The following is a 17,317-nucleotide window of genomic DNA, read 5'->3' as shown; positions in this document are numbered from 1 at the left end:
CATCATTTCACGGCCCCGGCGGTGAGGCCTCGCACGAAGTACCGGCCGCCGAGGAGATAGATCAACAATGTGGGCAGCGCCGCGATGATCACCGCAGCGCTCTGCACGCCATGCTGCGGGATGTCAGCGATTGCGGCAGACAGCGCGATGAGCGCAGCCGTGACGGGCTGCTGCTGGCCGGTCGTGAACGTCACGCCATAGAGGAACTCGTTCCAGATGTGCGTGAACTGCCAGATCACGGTGACGATCAGGATGGGAGCCGAGAGCGGCAGGATGATGCGCCAGAAAATGCGAAAGAACCCGGCGCCATCGATGCGCGCAGCCCTGATCAATTCATGTGGAATGGCGACATAGTAGTTCCGGCAGAACAGCGTGGTGAAGGAGAGCCCCTGGATGGTGTGGATCAGCACGAGGCCCGTCAGCGTGTTGATGAGGCCGATGTCCCGCAGCACGATGGTCCAGGGAAGCAGGCGCATCTGCTGGGGCAGGAACAGGCCGAGGGTCACGATACCGTAGATCCAGTTGTCGCCGCGAAAACGCCAGAGCGACACGGCGTATCCGGCAATCGCGCCGAGCAGCGTCGAGATGATCGTCGCGGGGATCGTGACGAGTGCGGAATTCAGCATGTAGGGCCGGATGCCGGCGCAGGTTTCGGCGACGCAGAAACCGCTCCAGGCCCTGGCATAGTTGCTCCAGGCCCATTGTTGCGGCCAGCCGATCATCGAGGCCTGCGCGATCTCTTCGTTGGTGCGGAGCGAGTTCAGGACGACGACAACCAGCGGCGCGAGATAGGCCGCCGCGATCAGCGAAACAACGAGATAGATCAGAAGCCGGCTCGGCGCGAAGGTTCGCTCACGCATGGGTGGCCCGCCGTCGTTGGACATACCGCCACGCCGCATAGGGCAGCAGCACCGCGAGAAGGATGAGCAGCATCAGCACCGCCGCCGCCGCGCCCCGGCCAAGTTGGCTGCGCTGGAACATGAGGTCGTAGACGACGAGGGCCGGCAGCTGGGTCGCGATCCCGGGCCCGCCATTGGTGAGGGCGCGGACGAGATCGAAGGCCGAGATCGCGAACTGCAGCTGGACGACGATGACGGTGATGGTGATCGGCCAGAGCGTCGGGAGGATGACGCGCCAGTAGGTCCGGACCGGTCCGGCGCCGTCGATCTGCGCGGCCTTGATGATGTCGGCATCGACGGACCGGAGGCCGGCAAGGAAGAGCGCCATGGCGAAGCCCGATGATTGCCAGATCGCAGCGATGACGATGGTCCAGATCGCCATGTCGCGGTCGACCAGCCAGTCGAAGCGGAAGGAGGTCCAGCCGAGATCGTGGACGAGCTTCTGGATCCCGATGCCGGGATTGAGCAGCCAGCTCCAGACTGTGCCGGTGACGACGAACGACACCGCCAGGGGGTAGAGGAAGATGGATCGCAGCACATTCTCGCCGCGAATGCGCTGATCGAGCAGGATCGCAAGCATGAGGCCTGTCACCAGGCTCAGCAGCACGAAGGCGCTGCCGAAGAGCAGCAAATTGTCGAAGGCGATCTGCCAGTTCCGTGACGCCAGGACCGCCGTGTAGTTGCGCATCCCCACCCAGCCCGTAACAGGGACGAGCGTGGATGGCGTGAAGGAAATCCAGATCGTCCACAGCGAAAACGAGATGAGATGCGCGGCGGACAACAGCAACGGCACCCAGATCATCAGATATTCGGGCAGCCGGCCGACCACGCCTGATAGCGCCGGCCGGCCCGTTGCTGGAGAGGCGATGTCGGTCAACGCGCGCCCTCGACGGCCTCGGCAAGGCGGGTGACTGCCTGCTCAGGCTTGATCGTCTTGTTCTTCACGTATTCGGTGAGCACGTCGATCATCGCGGCGGTCAGGCCGTTTTCCTGCGCCATGTTGTGGGCGAGGCTGAGGACGGCCTGATTGTTGGCGACGGCGTCCTTGAGCGCAGCTGCAGTTCGTCGTTGACCGTCCGACCAGCCCTCACCGGAGAGGTCGACATCGGTGCGCACGGGGATCGATCCCGTGATCTGCGAATACATGGTCTGGATCGCCGGATCCATGACGAGCTGGGCCATCAGTGTCTGTCCGGCCTGCAGATCTGGCTCCTTGCGCTGCCAGAAGATGAAGGCGTCGGCATTCAGCAGGAACACCGGCTTGCCGTTGTCGCTGGGGCCCGGCACGATGATGAAATCGTCGAACTTGAAACCGGCGTTGCGCAGCACGCCCTGCGCCCAGCCGCCCTGGATCATCATGCCCATCTCGCCGTCGATGAAACGCTTCAAATTGGTGGCATAGGGCTGGGCGCCGACATTGGGGTCCATCCATTCGGAGATCCTGCGGACCTGTACGAAGGCGGCTTTGATCTCGGGCCCTTCCAGGGCCTTCTTGTCGAGATTCATGATGGCCGCGCGGTAGGCTGCGGGACTGATGCCGGCCAGCGAGGCCTCGAATTTCTGTCCGTCGTCGGGGCGTGTGCCGCCATTGGCGATGGGATAGGTGATCCCGCCCGATTTCATCTTCTCGGCGAGATCGTTGAAGTCGGCCCAGGTGACGGGGATCTTGTCGGTCTTGGCCTTGTCCATCGCGCGTTTGGACAGGAACAGCATGTTGGTGCTGTAGATCTGCAAGGGCAGCGCAATCCACTTTCCGCCCGGCTTGTGCAATTTTGCAAGGTCGGGAGCGACGACCTTTTCGTAACCGGCGGCCGCGACGATGGCGTCGAGATCGACGGTCGGGGCAATCTTCGACCAGGCCGCGATTTCCGGGCCCTTGAGCTGCGAACAGGCCGGCGGATCGCCGGCGATGATCTGGGCACGCAGCTTGTTCATCATCTCGGTGGTGAAGCCGGGGACGGGCGAGTGCTGCCAGACTCCGCCCTTTTCCTCGAATTTCTTGCCGAGCGCCGTGATCGCCGCTCCGTCGCTGCCCGCGGACCATTGCGAGATCGCGGTCAGGCGCGGCTTGACCGCGCTTTGGGCGCGGGCAAATGACGGCAGCGCGAGCGCGGCAACGGATCCAGCGAGCAGACGACGCCTTGTTGTTGTGATCGGCATGGCAGTTCCTCCCGGTGTGAACTTTCGTGGCGCGTGCAGACTGCGCGGCTCAGGGCATGTCAGGCGGCCTCCGTCGATGCGGCGGGCATGCCGCCGCTTCTGGCGAGGCAGAAGGCGGCGAAGGCGAGTGCGGCCTGCGGATCGTTGCCGGTCGAGGGCGGCACGAAGGCGAGGGACACTTGCGCCAATTTGCGACCGCCCAGCAGGCAGGCGTCGATCCCCTCGACCACAGCCTTGCGGTCATCCTCGGCGAGCAGCGACGGCCAGCCGCTGATCGCGACCCCGCCGCAAGGCTTCACGTTCAGCGTGTTGCCGATCGCAAGGCCGAGCCGGAACAGCCGCCGGCGCAACTCCTGGCGAACGCGCGATGAGAGCGGGATCGCGTTAACCCATTCGTGGCCGAGCTGAAGCAACTCGGTTTCGGAAACGCCAAGAAGCTCAGCCAGGGCCTGCAGCGACGTGTAGGCCTCGACGCAGCCATGATGTCCGCAGCGGCAGCGCGGTCCATCCGGCCCGAACACCATGTGGCCGAGCTCGATCGGTTGCAGGGCGTCGGCTTCGGCCGGATCGTCCATCCAGGCGCCCGCGACGCCGTGGCTGACAAGGACGAACAGATGCGTGTCGCTGAAGGGATAGTTTTCCGTGCGACAGCGGTGAAAGGTGGCGTGCGCCACGACCGAATTGGTGAACTCGGCGGGCACGCCGGCAAACATGCCGTCGAGCATGTCGCGGATGCGTCCGACATCGCAGGGAATGATCGGATTGCCCGACACGCTGAGCCGGCCGAGGCCGGGAATGGAGACGCCGATCTGCGCGAGGGTGATGCGGCGGCGCCGCGTCCAGTCGCGCAGCAACGTCATCGCCTCGCGGAACACACGGCCGACGGATTCGATAGTCGGCGTTTTCGGCAGCGGTACACGCTCCGTGTAGTGCAGCTCGCCCGACAGGCTGCCAACACCGACACTGAGCCGCTGAGTGCTCAACTCGAAGGCGGCGAGGGCTACCGAGCCATCGAGTGCGACGAGCGCCGTGGGGCCGCCGACGTAAGGGGCAGGGCGCCGCACTTCCTCGATCAGACCTTCGGCCTTGAGGTCAAACAGGATGCGCGACAGGCTCGCTTCAGACAGACGAACGGCCTTGGCCAGCGGCGGGCGAAACGAGCCGCCCGACTGAAGCAGATGAGTCAAAATGGCAGCACGCGTCTGCCGCCGACTTCTCGGCTGCTCCGGCATTTCCATCCCTGTCGTCATTCTTACTTAGTGTAAGAATTTGCGCGCTGAGCGTTTCGACTGTCAAGCCTTTGCCGGCGCGATGCGGCGACTTGTTGTTGTGCGCGGCAGCAAGGTTGGAGAGAACGACGCCACTCAGGACAGACGCGCGACGTCGACGATGATCGGTTTGCGGTTGTCGGGATCGACCAGGACTGGCAACTCGACCCCAGTGGCGGTGCGGCGCTCGCGGTGGCTTGAGCTGCTGAATGACATGCGCGTGACCGCTTCCCAGGCGGCTCCGCCGTTCGGGTCGTTCACCGCGACGGCGATGTCCCACGTCCCGCCGGGTGCGCTGCTCGGTTGCACCTCATGCGCGCTCAAGACCTTCGCCGTCGCCGGAACCAGCCCGAGCGCGGCGCCGCCGCCGGCCAGCGCAATCTCCGTCTGCTGCGGCGTAAGCCCATTGATCAGCGCCGGCGAGGACGTAGCGTGTTCAACCTCGCGCCAGACGCGGGGAAACGGGCGGCGGCCGGGCGTGTCGGCCTGCTGCTCGCCACGCAAATGTACCGCCAGCTTTTCGGAGGCTTCCGGTCCGGTCGGTACCCGATCCCATTCGATCGTGAACCGCGTGGGATCAGCGAGGTCCACGGTCACTGGAAGCATCACACCAGGGCGCGGCCATTTCGCTTTGGGCACGTCATAGCCGCTATACTGCACGGCCGCCGCAGCGAGGCGTTCCGCGGTGATCACCCCGTCAATGTCGCATCTGGGATAAAGGACCATCTCGCCGGCCGCATCGGGGAACGGCGAACAGGCCACGACCTGCAACAATCCGTCCACCGGGTTCGTGATCCGCATCGGCTTGTCCTGCGCCTTGCTGCCTCTTCGGTAGCCTGCCAAACAAAAACGGCGCCATCGTGAGATGGCGCCGCATCGAAGGCCGCAGTGGCCGAAGACTTACTTGCGATCCTTGATCGGCACGTAATCGCGCTTGGTGACGCCGGTGTAGAGCTGACGCGGACGGCCGATCTTCTGCTGCGGGTCCTCGATCATCTCGCTCCACTGGCTGATCCAGCCGACGGTGCGGGCGACCGCGAACAGCACGGTGAACATCGAGACCGGGAAGCCCATCGCCTTCAGCGTGATGCCCGAATAGAAGTCGACGTTCGGGTAGAGCTTGCGGTCGATGAAGTACTGATCGCTGAGCGCGATCTTCTCGAGCTCCATCGCCACCTTCAGCATCGGATCGTCGCCATGGCCGGTCTCCTTGAGAACGGCATGACACATCTTCTGCATGATCTTGGCGCGCGGATCGTAGTTCTTGTAGACGCGATGACCGAAGCCCATCAGGCGGACTTCAGAATTCTTGTCCTTCACCTTGGCGATGAATTCGGGAATCTTGTCGACCGTGCCGATGTCGTAGAGCATGTTGAGCGCGGCTTCGTTGGCGCCGCCATGCGCGGGGCCCCAGAGGCAGGCGATGCCGGCCGCGATGCAGGCGAACGGGTTGGCACCCGAGGAGCCGGCGATGCGCACCGTCGAGGTCGAGGCGTTCTGCTCGTGGTCGGCGTGCAGGATGAAGATCTTCTCCAGCGCGTCGGCGAGAACCGGGCTGACCTTGTAGTCCTCGCAAGGCACTGCGAAGCACATGTTCAGGAAGTTCTCGGCAAAGCCGAGCGAGTTCTTGGGATACACGAAGGGCTGGCCGACGGTGTATTTGTAGGCCATTGCCGCCAGCGTCGGGATCTTCGCGATCATGCGCATGGAGGCGATCATGCGCTGCTTGGTATCGTTGATGTCGGTGGAGTCGTGATAGAACGCGGCGAGGGCGCCGACGGCCGCCACCATGATCGCCATCGGATGGGCGTCGCGGCGGAAGCCCTGGAAGAAGCGGGCCATCTGCTCGTGCACCATCGTGTGATGGGTCACGCGGTAATCGAAATCCCTCTTCTGCTCAGCGGTCGGCAGGTTCCCGTAGAGCAGGAGATAGCAGGTCTCCAGGAAGTCGCCGTGCTCGGCGAGCTGCTCGATCGGATAGCCGCGGTATTCCAGCACGCCGGCATCACCGTCGATATAGGTGATCTTGGACTGGCAGCTCGCGGTCGAGGTGAAGCCGGGATCGTAGGTGAACAGACCCGACTGGCCGTAGAGCTTGCCGATATCGACGACATCGGGCCCGACGCTGCCGCTGAGGATCGGGAGATCGTAGTTCTTGTTTCCGACCGTCAGCGTGGCGGTCTTTGGGCTTTCTTTTGCGTCCATCAGAGGTCCCCGATGTATGGTGAAACGGGCCGGACCCGGAAGGCCCCGATGAGATGGCGGGGCAGGCCGGATGTTCCAGAAGGTACGGGGGAGATGGGTATATTATTGCTGTGTGCGCTGCAAGATCACCCGCACGCATGGCCTACTTACGTCGTAGCCTGATCCTTAAGCCGCCCCAGGCTTTCCTGGCGTCCCAGCACGTCCAATACCTCAAATATACCAGGCGATGTGGTCCGTCCGGTCAGCGCCGCCCGCAAGGGCTGGGCAACCGCGCCGAGCTTGAGACTATTTTCCTCGGCAAAAGCGCGCAGCGCGGCCTCGGTTGTGGCGCCGCTCCACGTCTCGACTTTCTCCAGCGCGGAATGAAGCTGGCCGATCAGCTTGCGGTTCTCAGGGGTCAGCAGCGCCTGCGCCTTGGGATCGAGCTGCAGCGGCCGGTCGGCGAAGATGAAATAGGCGCCGTCGATCAGCTCGAGCAGCGTCTTGGCGCGCTCCTTCAGGGCCGGCATGGCCTTGAGAAGCTGCCCCCGCGTGCTGTCGTTTAACTTCGCCTTAATGTCGTCGCGGCTGGGCACGACATGGTCGAGCACGTCCTCGAACATCCTCACGAGTGATTGATCGTCGGCGTGGCGGATGTAATGGCCGTTGAGGTTCTCCAGTTTGGCGAAGTCGAAGCGGGCGGCGGCCCGGCCGACGCTGGCGAGGTCGAACGCTTCGATCATCTCCTCGGTCGAGAAGATTTCCTGGTCGCCATGGCTCCAGCCGAGGCGGACGAGATAGTTGCGGAGCGCGGCCGGCAGGTACCCCATGGCACGGTAGGCATCGACGCCAAGCGCGCCGTGCCGCTTCGACAGCTTTGAGCCGTCGGGGCCGTGGATGAGGGGGATGTGGGACATGCTCGGCAGCGCCCAGCCCATCGCGTCGTAGATCTGTTTCTGGCGGGCGGCGTTGATCAGATGGTCGTCGCCGCGGATGACGTGGGTGACGCCCATGTCGTGGTCGTCCACGACCACGGCGAGCATGTAGGTCGGATTGCCATCGCCGCGCAAAAGCACGAGATCGTCGAGGTTCTCGTTCTGCCAGACCACGCGGCCCTGGACCTGGTCCTCGATCACGGTCTCGCCGGTCTGCGGCGCGCGCAGGCGGATGGTCGGCTTGACGTCGCCCGGCGCCGTGGCCGGGTCGCGGTCGCGCCACATGCCGTCATAGAGGCGGGTGCGGCCCTCCGCGCGTGCCTTCTCGCGCATCGCGGCGAGCTCCTCCGCCGTGGCGTAGCAACGATAGGCCTTGCCGTCGGCGAGCAGCTGCTCGGCGACCTCGCGGTGGCGGGCGGCGCGGCTGAACTGGTAGATGACCTCGCCGTCCCAGCCGAGCTCGAGCCACCTTAATCCGTCGAGAATGGCGCCGATCGCGGCCTCGGTGGAGCGCTCCCGGTCGGTATCCTCGATCCGGAGCAGCATCTTGCCGCCATGCTTCTTGGCGTAGAGCCAGTTGAACAGCGCCGTACGGGCGCCCCCGATATGGAGGAAGCCGGTCGGCGAGGGGGCAAAGCGGGTGACGACGGAATCGGTCATTCTTGGCAGGGCCTATGCATTGGAGGCGGTGGTGTATAGCAGGACCGGAGCATAACTAAAGCCCGACGGCGGACGGCTTGGGCCCTTGGCGCGGCCACGCGAATTTGGCAGAAGGACCGCTGATTTCCCTACAGGATTTTCGTAATGACAGAACCGGTGGCGACTGAGGTTGGGCGCGATTTCATTCGTGACATCATCCAGGCCGACCTCGATCAGGGCAAGTACAAGGAGATCGTGACCCGGTTCCCGCCGGAGCCGAACGGCTACCTGCATATCGGTCACGCCAAGTCGATCGCCCTCAATTTCGGCATCGCCCAGGAGTTTCCGGGACGCTGCCACCTGCGCTTCGACGACACCAACCCGGTCAAGGAAGAGCAGGAATATATCGATTCCATCCAGGCCGACGTGCGCTGGCTCGGCTTCGATTGGGGCAAGAACCTGTTCTTCGCCTCCGACTATTTCGACCGCCTCTATGAATGGGCGGAGAAGCTGATCCAGGACGGGCTCGCCTATGTCGACGACCAGACCCAGGAGGAGATCCGCTTCTCGCGCGGCACGCTGACCGAGCCCGGCAAGAACTCGCCCTTCCGCGACCGCCCGGTGGAGGAGAACCGCGACCTGTTCCGCCGCATGAAGGCCGGTGAATTCCCCAACGGGGCGCGCGTGCTGCGGGCCAAGATCGACATGGCCGCGGGCAACATCAATCTGCGCGACCCCGTGCTGTACCGCATCCTGCATGCGCACCATCCGCGCACCGGCGACGCATGGTGCATCTATCCGAGCTACGACTATGCCCACGGCCAGTCGGACGCCATCGAGGGCATCACGCACTCGATCTGCACGCTGGAGTTCGAGGATCACCGGCCGCTCTATGACTGGTTCATCGAGAAGCTGCCGGTGCCGTCAGAGCCGCATCAGTACGAGTTCGCGCGGCTGAACCTGACCTACACGGTGCTGTCCAAGCGCGTGCTGACGCAGCTCGTCCGCGACGGCCACGTCGCCGGCTGGGACGATCCGCGCATGCCGACGATGGCGGGCATGCGCCGCCGCGGCGTGCCGCCGGCGGCGCTGCGCGAATTCGTCAAGCGCATTGGCGTTGCGAAAGCCAACAGCGTCGTCGATGTCGGCATGCTCGAATTCTGCATCCGCGAGGAGCTGAACCGCACCGCCCAGCGCCGCATGGCGGTCTTGAGGCCGCTCAAGGTCGTGATCGAGAACTATCCGGAAGGGCAGACCGAGGAGCTCGAGGCGATCAACCACCCCGACGACGCTAGCGCCGGCACGCGCAAGATCACGTTCGGCCGCGAGCTCTATATCGAGCAGGACGACTTCATGGAGAACCCGCCGAAGAAGTTCTTCCGTCTGTCGCCCGGCAACGAGGTGCGGCTGCGCTACGCTTACTTCGTCAAGTGCACCGGCGTGATCAAGAACGACGCAGGCGAGGTGGTGGAGCTGCGCTGTACCTACGATCCCGCGACCAGGGGCGGCAATGCGCCCGACGGCCGCAAGGTCAAGGCGACGATGCACTGGCTGCCGGCGGCGGCGTCGAAGCCGGCGGAGATCCGCATCTACAACCAGCTGTTCTCCAACCCGAGCCCGGATGCCTCGAACTTTGCCGCCGATCTCAATCCGAACTCGCTGGAGATCCTCTCCGATGCGCGGATCGAGGCTTCCGTGGCCGAGAGCAATTCGATGGAGCCGATGCAGTTCGAGCGCCAGGGCTATTTCGTGCGCGACAAGGATTCCACGCCCGGAAAGGCGGTATTTTCGCGTACCATCGGCCTGCGCGACACGTTCGCGAAGGAAGTCGCCAAGGGCTGAGAGGGGCTGAGGCGGACATGAGCAGAGAGGCCGACGCCATCGTTTCCGCCATCATCGCGAAATGGTGCGCCGGCTTCGCAAAGCTCGATGCGGCGGCGCTGTCGTCGCTGTACGCGAAGAACGCGTTCTTCTTCGGCTCCAACCCGAAACTCTATCGGGGCAGGGACGGGGTGGCGGACTATTTCAATGGTCTGCCGCGATGGCGCCAGCCGAGCGTCGGATTCTCTGCGGTGGCTGCGGCTCAGGTCGTGCCCGATGTGATTAACATGGCCGCGGTCGCATCATTCGACCTCGACGAAGAGGCCGCGCCGCTCTCGGTCAAACTCACCTGGGTGATCGTGCGCGAAGACGGCGACTGGAAGATCGCGAGCCACCACGTGTCGTCCAAGGCTGCGCTGATCTAGCGCTGGAGGCGTACTTCATCGCACCCGCTTCATCCGGTCGCTACAGCTTGTAGCCGATCTTCCTCAGGAGGTCCTTCCGCCACGCAATGTCAGCGTCGGTCTCGATACCCAGCGGTGAGGCGCCATCCACTACGCCGAGCACGCCACGGCCGAGCTCCGTTTGCGCGACGATCACCTGCGTGGGGTTGGCCGTCGCGCAGTAGATGCGGCAGACCTCCGGCACCGAGCGAACGGCAGCTAGGACGTTGACCGGAAAGAACCCGTCGCCCAGGAAGATCAGAAAAGTGTGGCCGGCGCCGATGGCCAATGCGTTGTTGCGGGCGTGGGTGAGGGCCGCTTCGTCATTGCCCGACCAGCGCACCAGCCGCTTGCCGGAGGCCTCGCAGAAGGCCAGCCCGAAGCGGATGCCCGGAACCGTGCCAACGAGCGCCTCGTGGAGGTCTTCCACGGTCTTGATGAAATGCGACTGACCGAAGATGAAGTTGGCCGCGTCCGGCTTGACGATGGGTACGACGGTGAGTTCCATGGCCGCGCTCCTCCGGGGGAGAGCTTACGCGATGCATGTTAGGCCGACGGAAAGCGATTGTCAGCCGCTGCCCGAGCCGCTTCGTGGAACCGGCGGACTCGCTCCAGATCCTTGGCATGCGAACCGTCCTGATCCGTCTTCGTCTTGGAGTCGACGCCGGCTGGACGGACAGTTCGGATCGCTCCTGCGACGTTGTCCGGTCCGAGGCCGCCGGCGAGGACGACCGGAACACGGACGAGGTCCACGATGCGGCGACTGATATTCCAATCATGCGTCACGCCGAGCGCGCCGATCTGCTTGTCCGTGGACCGATAGCTGTCGAGCAGCAGAAAGTCTGCAATGCCAACGTAGCTCTGGGCAATCGCGACGCTTTCCTCGGAGAACACCGGTATGCTTCTCATCACGACGATCCCGGGCAACATGCGTTTGAGCGAAGCAACATCTTGCGGGGAGAGCAGTTCGGCGCTGGCTCCCAAATGGACGATCGCAGGGTTGAGCTCGCGCGCCCACGACGCAATCAAGGAGAGATCGCGGGTCAGAAACAGTGCCGAGAATTTCGATGGCGGTACAATTGCCGCGCCGATCTTGGAAGCCGCCGAGATCGGCAGTTCGCGCGGAAATTGGCCGTCTCCGACGAGCACGCCGATATGGTCGACGCTAATGGCTGAAAGTGCGGACGCCTCTTCGGGGGTGGAGATTTCATAAATCTGGGTCAACATCGGGCGTAACCTCTCCGAGTCTCAGGCGCGATATGCCTCGAACGCTGCCGTCACCTCGGCCAGCATCCGCTCCTGCTCTCCCGCATAGCGCGGAGAGAAGTGAAAAGGCTCGACGCGGCGGACATTGGCTTCCCGTGCGACTTCTCCGGCAGCCGTGGTGGTAAGATGAGCCCGCTCCTTCGCTATTGCGGCGTCTGCGTCCGCAAACGCCGCCTCGATGAAGAGGATGTCTGCATTCTGAATCAGCGCCACGATGGCGGCACGATTGGCCGGAGTGTCGGCAACATCGGTCACATAGGCGATTTTCTGGCCGGCAGTGACCGTCACGAGATCGCGCAGGCTTGAGAGTGGCACGAGGCGATCCGACTTGGCCGCTTCTTCGATACGGATCAAATGATCGTCCGCGCGACGCTCGACGACGGCCTTCTTCAGCGACAGCAACCAGGGACCGACGGGTAGTCCACGCTCCGACAGCCTGTTCTTCCATACGTTGACATGGGCCGCCTCCTGCAGCGCAAAGGCGAGGCAGGGCGTGCCATGCTCAAGGATCGCGGCTGACACGCGATGGGTCGGTTCATCGCAGAGTACGCCCGCAATGGTCTTGCGAGAGACGGATGGCTCTGCCGCGAAGCCTTTCCTCAGCCGGAACCGCGTGGTGGACATGGAATTTTCCGCTTCAAGTTCGCTGACGTCGAAAACAAGGTCGCAGGGATAGTTTTCGACCAGGTTCCAGCGATAGGCCTGAAGCTTGTGAAAGACGTGCTCGGCAAAGCCGGGCGGACCGAACAGCTGCACCGATTTCTCGTGCCCGACGAGCAAACGCAGCAGATGGTCGAAGCCAACGAAATGATCGATATGCGCATGTGAAACAAAGACCTGGTCGACGCGTCGAATCTTCCGTGGCGCCAGTGAAGCAATCTCTCCAATATCGAACAGCAGACTTCGTTTCTCGAACAACGTTTCGACGTAGACCGTCGGATCGCCGTAGCGACCGTTGACCAGGCTCGGATGGAAAAGCGGTCGCATGACAACAATTCTGTGCTGCAACAGTCCCAAATGCATCTCCCCTCATCTTAGGGGACGGCGATGGATTCCGCACCGGGCAGGATCGAGCTAGAATACATCAATCGGATCGAGGAGAGAGTCATGAAACTCGTTTCAAGCGCCTTCGCCGATGGTGCCGCAATTCCGCGACGGTTTACCTGTGATGGCGAAAATCTTTCGCCACCTCTGCAATGGAGCGACGCGCCGGAGGGGGCGCGCAGTCTTGTCCTGCTCTGCGACGATCCCGATGCGCCCGCCGGCAAATGGCATCATTGGGCAGTCTACAACATTCCGCCGGCGGTCACGGAATTTGCGATCAACGCCGCGCAGAACGCCAGAATGAAGCAAGCCGTCAACGACTTTCGGAGGGTGGGCTATGGCGGCCCGTGTCCACCGCATGGCCATGGGCCTCATCATTATCACTTCCGACTGCTTGCCCTCTCGATGGAGGGCCTGCCGGCAAAGGCCAATGCATCCTGCGGCGACATCGAGCGAGAGGCGCGCAAGCACGTGATCGCGGAAGCGACCCTCGTCGGTTGGTATGAGAGGTAGGCCGGCGAAAAAATGCCCTAGATGTCGTAGTAGAGATGGAACTCGTAAGGATGCGGTCGCAGCCGGATCGGGTCGACCTCCTTCTTGCGCTTGTAGTCGAGCCAGGTTTCGATCACGTCGGCGGTGAAGACATCGCCGCGGAGCAGGAAGGCGTGATCGTGCTCGAGCGCGTCGAGCGCCTGGTCAAGCGATCCCGGCGTCGACTTCACCTCCTTCGCTTCCGCCGGCGGGAGATCGTAGAGGTTCTTGTCGATCGGGCTGCCGGGATCGATCCGTCGGTCGATACCGTCGAGGCCGGCCATCAGCATCGCGGCGAAGGCCAAATAGGGATTGCAGGATGGATCGGGTGAACGAAACTCGACGCGCTTTGCCCGCGGATTCGGCGAATACATCGGAATCCGGCAGCAGGCGGAGCGATTGCGCTGGGAGTAGACGAGGTTGATCGGAGCTTCATAACCCGGCACCAGGCGCCGGTAGGAATTCGTGGTGGGGGCGCAGAGCCCGCACAACGCCCAGGCGTGGCTCAAGAGCCCGCCGATATAGTAGCGCGCGAGCTGGCTCAGCTCGGCGTAGTCGCCCTTGTCGTAGAACAAATTGGTCTCGCCCTTCCAGAGCGACTGGTGAACGTGCATGCCCGAAGCGTTGTCCTCGAACAGCGGCTTCGGCATGAATGTCGCGGTCTTGCCATGCTGATGCGCGGTGTTCTTGACCACGTATTTGTAGATCATCAAATTGTCGGCCATGCGGGTCAACGTGGTGAAGCGCATGTCGATCTCGTTCTGACCGCCGGTCGCGACCTCATGGTGATGGGCTTCGATCTGGATCCCCAGAGATTCCATCGTCAGCACCATTTCGGTGCGTAACGCCTGCATGCTGTCGGTCGGAGGAACGGGAAAGTATCCCTCTTTCGGGCGCGGCTTGTGGCCGAGATTCGGTCCCTCATCCGTGCCGGTGTTCCAGCTGCCTTCGCTGGAGTCGATTGCGTGCATGGCGAAGTTGATGCCCTGTCCGTAGCGGACCTCGTCGAAGACGAAGAACTCGGCCTCCGGGCCGAAATAGCTCGTATCGGCACGCCCGGTACCCTTAAGGTAGGTTTCGGCCTTCTGGGCGATGTAGCGGGGGTCCCGGTTATAGGATTGGCCGGTCACGGGGTCGCGGATGTTGCAGATGAGAACCAGCGTCTTGGCCGGACTATAGGGATCGACGAAGGCCGTCGTCGGATCCGGGACGACGAGCATGTCGCTTTCCTGGATCTCCTGGAAGCCGCGGATCGATGAGCCATCGAATCCAAGGCCCTCATTGAGTGCATCGGCATTGACCGCGCTCGGCGGCACGGAAAAATGTTGCCACATCCCCGGCAGGTCGGTGAACCGCAAATCGATCATCTGGACTTTCTCGTCCGTGATCGCCTTCACGAGGTCTTCGGCTGTCGTACATTTCGCAACCATGGCTTCGCTCCCAGGTCAGCGTCCCGAGATCGCGTAGCCGTTCGGCCGCAACCTAGCGGCTCGCGACGGACTGTGGTCCACGTTCGGCGTTGTCGCCGCAGTCAGGCAAGCTTTGCGCGCCGGCAGTCAGCTTTGGTGTGGCCCGCGCATCAGCTTCATCGCATCTTCGATGTGCCGCCAGGTTTTTGCCAATTCGAGCTCGCCCTTCTGCTCGAGGTCGATGGCGTTTTGAGCGGCTTCCGCAATGGCCTTGGGGCCATGGGCTTCCAGCAACTGCCGCGCATAGTCGTGGATTTCCATTTCTCGCATGGCGTCATCTCCCTCTGCTCCGGGCGCGAACTTCCGCGGCACCGGGAACGGTCGACATTGACACCTTTCTAGCGGCGACAGTCTGCATCCGGGTGCGCCGCACTCGCAAGGGCCCTCTCCGGGGCATGGGCGGCCGGGCTTGGACGCCGGCTCCCGGTCCGGCCCTCGCGGCAACACAACGCAGGCCGGACGGATGGTTCATCGTCGGCGCGCCCCCCATATCAATACCAGAAGGGAGGTGAGCATCATGCGCATCCAACATTGGCAAGACGCTGCCAGCCTGTTGGTAGGCGTATGGCTGGTCCTGTCATCCTTTGTCCTCGGCTTATCCGGGGCGGCGGTCTGGATCACCATCGCGCTCGGGCTCGGCGTCATGCTGTTTGCCGTAGAGGCCTTTTTCATCCCGTCCTACCTGGAAGAGTGGGGCGAAATGCTGCTGGGCCTGGCGTTGGTGCTGGTGCCTTGGACCATAGGTTATGACCAGGCAGCAGCCACGGCGAGCAGCGTATTGTCGGGCCTGCTGGTGATCTTGCTCGGTGGCTGGGAGCTGACGACCGATCGTGACTTCAGCGCCTGGTGGCACGATCACTGGCCGCACCGCGCCGGCTGAGACGAGAGCTTGCCGGCTCTTCTCCGACCGCCATCGTATGGCGGCCGGAGGAGAGGCGATCACGTCAGGATGCGGTTCTGGGCTCGATCGGCTGCCAGATGCTGATCTTGCGCGTCTCCGGCATCAGGAACAGCGCGAGCAGGAAGCACACCGCGGGGACCGCGATCGGGTAGATCAACGCGTAGCCGACGCTCCCGGTCGCCGCGAAGGCCGCCGACGTGATGAACGGCACCAATCCACCACCCCAGCCATTGCCGATGTGGTATGGCACCGATACCGACGTGTACCTGATCCTGGCCGGAAAGAATTCCGCCAGGAACGCGCCGACCGGCCCGTAGACCATCCCAACGTAGCAAACGAGGACGAAGATGATGAAGATCGCGGTCGGATAGTTGATGTTGCCGGGCTGCGTCACCGTTCCCAGCCACAGATACAGCGGATAGTAGGTGATCGCGGCGAGCAGCATGCCGCCCAGGATCACCGGCTTGCGGCCGATCTGATCAGACAGCCAGCCGAAGAAGATCAGGCTCGGTGTCGCGATGAGCAGCGCCGCTCCCACGATGTAGGACGAGGTTAGCGCATCGACCTTGGAGACCTGCTGAAGGAAGTACAGCGCCCAGAACTGGCCGCTGTACCAGACCACGCCCTGTCCGATCAGGACGATGATTGCGATCCCGATGAATTTGACGTTCGAACTGAGGAAGGCCTCCTTCCACGGATTCGTCGTCATCTGGCCGCGGGCCCTGATCTCCTGGAAGATCGGCGTCTCCTGGAGTTGGAGCCGAATGTAGATTGCGATGGCCACCAGCAGGAACGACACCAGGAACGGAACGCGCCAGGCCCATTCGTCGAAGGCCTGATTGCCGGCCCAGGTCCGTGTCAGGATGATCACGGCCAGCGACACGACGATGCCGAGAGTCGGGGAAGTCTGCAGCCAGCCGGTGTAGTAGCCGCGCTTGTCGTCCGGCACGTGCTCCGCGACATAGGTGATGGCGCCGCCATATTCGCCGCCCAGGCACAGCCCCTGGATCATGCGCAAGCCGAACAGCACGAACGCCGCCGTCAGACCGATGGACTGGTAGGTCGGGATCAACCCGATTGCCCCGGTGCCCAGTCCCATTCCGCTCAGCGTGATGAGGAACGTATATTTTCGCCCGACCCGGTCGCCCATCCATCCAAAGAGGAAAGCTCCCAACGGACGGATCAGGAATCCTGCAGTGAACAGCGCGATCGTGCTGAGGAGGGCTGCAACCGGGTGGGACTGCTCGAAGAACTTGACCGACAGAACTGCGGCCAGGCTGCCAAAGATATAGAAATCATACCATTCGATGACGTTTCCCACCGACGCAGCAACGATCACGCGGCGAAAATCGCTTGGTACTTGAATTGCCATGTGCTGCTCCTGTCAAATTCAACCGCTACTCTTGGCGCTGTGCAGCGCCCATTCGCTCGCGCAGTACGCTTGGTGCGCGACGCCACAGGCGAGAATTGCGAGTTGCGTCCGCAACGCCAAATCTCAGGGAGGCTCGAGCCACCCGAGAAAGAGCTCCAGCGGTCGTTTCAGTACCGCGAGCTATGACAACCTGCCCGTCTGCCGGGGAGGCGGAGGAGCAGTGTAGTCCCGCCGGGGCTGGCGTCTTATGAGACTTTCGGCTCAATCGACCGAACCGGGGCTGCCCCGTCCTGAGATGGAACGGTCGCCCGCCGCGCCCGGCGGTTTTGTCACGAACGAACGGAAAGGCCTCTCAGGCGTTGTGTGGGTCCAACGAGGATCCGGC

The 17,317-nt window shown here is 63.1% G+C and carries 17 protein-coding genes; 4 read left to right on the top strand and 13 right to left on the bottom strand.

Features of this window, described 5'->3' with window-relative positions; genetic code table 11:
* Positions 1-2: 2 nt before the first annotated feature.
* The 7 genes from JQ592_RS06540 to gltX form a co-directional block, all read right to left on the bottom strand.
* On the bottom strand, positions 3-860 hold the full coding sequence (locus JQ592_RS06540) for a carbohydrate ABC transporter permease (RefSeq protein ID WP_211402071.1): 858 nt from the start codon (positions 858-860) through the stop codon (positions 3-5).
* Positions 853-1,701, bottom strand: coding sequence for a carbohydrate ABC transporter permease (locus tag JQ592_RS06535; protein WP_246820289.1), 849 nt, complete (start codon positions 1,699-1,701; stop codon positions 853-855). The genes JQ592_RS06540 and JQ592_RS06535 overlap by 8 nt, the downstream gene beginning before the upstream one ends.
* Before the next feature lie 71 nt (positions 1,702-1,772).
* Complete coding sequence (locus JQ592_RS06530; RefSeq protein WP_211402069.1) at positions 1,773-3,059, bottom strand: ABC transporter substrate-binding protein; 1,287 nt, start codon at positions 3,057-3,059, stop codon at positions 1,773-1,775.
* Between the two features lie 59 nt (positions 3,060-3,118).
* Positions 3,119-4,297: an ROK family transcriptional regulator gene (locus JQ592_RS06525; protein WP_211402526.1), complete on the bottom strand. Its 1,179-nt coding sequence runs from the start codon at positions 4,295-4,297 to the stop codon at positions 3,119-3,121.
* A gap of 126 nt (positions 4,298-4,423) precedes the next feature.
* A complete protein-coding gene (locus JQ592_RS06520) occupies positions 4,424-5,128 on the bottom strand; it encodes a hypothetical protein (protein ID WP_246820202.1) in 705 nt (234 codons plus the stop codon).
* A gap of 99 nt (positions 5,129-5,227) precedes the next feature.
* Entirely contained in the window at positions 5,228-6,532 is a 1,305-nt protein-coding gene (gltA, locus tag JQ592_RS06515) for a citrate synthase (RefSeq protein WP_211402068.1), read from the bottom strand.
* 146 nt (positions 6,533-6,678) lie between these two features.
* Positions 6,679-8,106: a glutamate--tRNA ligase gene (gene gltX / locus JQ592_RS06510; RefSeq protein ID WP_211402067.1), complete on the bottom strand. Its 1,428-nt coding sequence runs from the start codon at positions 8,104-8,106 to the stop codon at positions 6,679-6,681.
* A gap of 144 nt (positions 8,107-8,250) precedes the next feature.
* Between gltX and JQ592_RS06505 the strand changes: the two genes are divergently transcribed.
* Entirely contained in the window at positions 8,251-9,927 is a 1,677-nt protein-coding gene (locus tag JQ592_RS06505; protein WP_211402066.1) for a glutamine--tRNA ligase/YqeY domain fusion protein, read from the top strand.
* Between the two features lie 17 nt (positions 9,928-9,944).
* A complete protein-coding gene (locus tag JQ592_RS06500; RefSeq protein ID WP_211402065.1) occupies positions 9,945-10,331 on the top strand; it encodes a YybH family protein in 387 nt (128 codons plus the stop codon).
* 40 nt (positions 10,332-10,371) lie between these two features.
* On the opposite strand, the gene JQ592_RS06495 is transcribed toward JQ592_RS06500, so the two are convergent.
* Genes JQ592_RS06495 through JQ592_RS06485 form a run of 3 tightly spaced genes read right to left on the bottom strand, consistent with a single transcriptional unit; the run spans position 10,372 to position 12,638 of the window.
* Complete coding sequence (locus JQ592_RS06495; protein WP_183238967.1) at positions 10,372-10,857, bottom strand: adenosine-specific kinase; 486 nt, start codon at positions 10,855-10,857, stop codon at positions 10,372-10,374.
* A 38-nt stretch (positions 10,858-10,895) separates the two neighbouring features.
* A complete protein-coding gene (locus tag JQ592_RS06490; protein WP_211402064.1) occupies positions 10,896-11,576 on the bottom strand; it encodes a phosphoribosylanthranilate isomerase in 681 nt (226 codons plus the stop codon).
* 21 nt (positions 11,577-11,597) lie between these two features.
* The gene (locus tag JQ592_RS06485) at positions 11,598-12,638 is read right to left on the bottom strand and encodes a ribonuclease Z (RefSeq protein ID WP_211402063.1); all 1,041 of its coding nucleotides are present in this window, start codon (positions 12,636-12,638) and stop codon (positions 11,598-11,600) included.
* A gap of 24 nt (positions 12,639-12,662) precedes the next feature.
* On the opposite strand from JQ592_RS06485, the gene JQ592_RS06480 reads away from it, so the two are divergent.
* Positions 12,663-13,172 carry a YbhB/YbcL family Raf kinase inhibitor-like protein gene (locus JQ592_RS06480; protein ID WP_246820201.1) on the top strand — a complete coding sequence of 170 codons (510 nt, stop codon included), beginning with the start codon at positions 12,663-12,665 and terminating at the stop codon, positions 13,170-13,172.
* Between the two features lie 17 nt (positions 13,173-13,189).
* Here the strand turns inward: JQ592_RS06480 and glnA are convergent, their stop codons facing one another.
* Both glnA and JQ592_RS06470 read right to left on the bottom strand, forming a co-directional pair.
* Positions 13,190-14,620 (bottom strand): type I glutamate--ammonia ligase, encoded by a 1,431-nt coding sequence (gene glnA, locus JQ592_RS06475; protein ID WP_211402062.1) that lies wholly within the window; start codon positions 14,618-14,620, stop codon positions 13,190-13,192.
* Positions 14,621-14,746: 126 nt separating this feature from the next.
* On the bottom strand, positions 14,747-14,929 hold the full coding sequence (locus JQ592_RS06470; protein ID WP_028171775.1) for a hypothetical protein: 183 nt from the start codon (positions 14,927-14,929) through the stop codon (positions 14,747-14,749).
* Between the two features lie 247 nt (positions 14,930-15,176).
* Here JQ592_RS06470 and JQ592_RS06465 point away from each other — a divergent pair, with 247 nt between their 5' ends.
* The gene (locus JQ592_RS06465; RefSeq protein WP_211402061.1) at positions 15,177-15,539 is read left to right on the top strand and encodes an SPW repeat protein; all 363 of its coding nucleotides are present in this window, start codon (positions 15,177-15,179) and stop codon (positions 15,537-15,539) included.
* A 64-nt stretch (positions 15,540-15,603) separates the two neighbouring features.
* Here JQ592_RS06465 and JQ592_RS06460 read toward each other — a convergent pair whose 3' ends face one another.
* Positions 15,604-16,932, bottom strand: coding sequence for an MFS transporter (locus JQ592_RS06460; protein ID WP_211402060.1), 1,329 nt, complete (start codon positions 16,930-16,932; stop codon positions 15,604-15,606).
* Positions 16,933-17,317 lie beyond the last annotated feature (385 nt).

The sequence above is a fragment of the Bradyrhizobium iriomotense genome (assembly GCF_018129405.1).
GTDB classification, from domain to species: Bacteria; Pseudomonadota; Alphaproteobacteria; order Rhizobiales; family Xanthobacteraceae; genus Bradyrhizobium; species Bradyrhizobium iriomotense_B.
The sequence above is the reverse complement of the archived record's forward strand: the minus strand, read 5'-3'. Positions and strand labels throughout refer to the sequence as shown.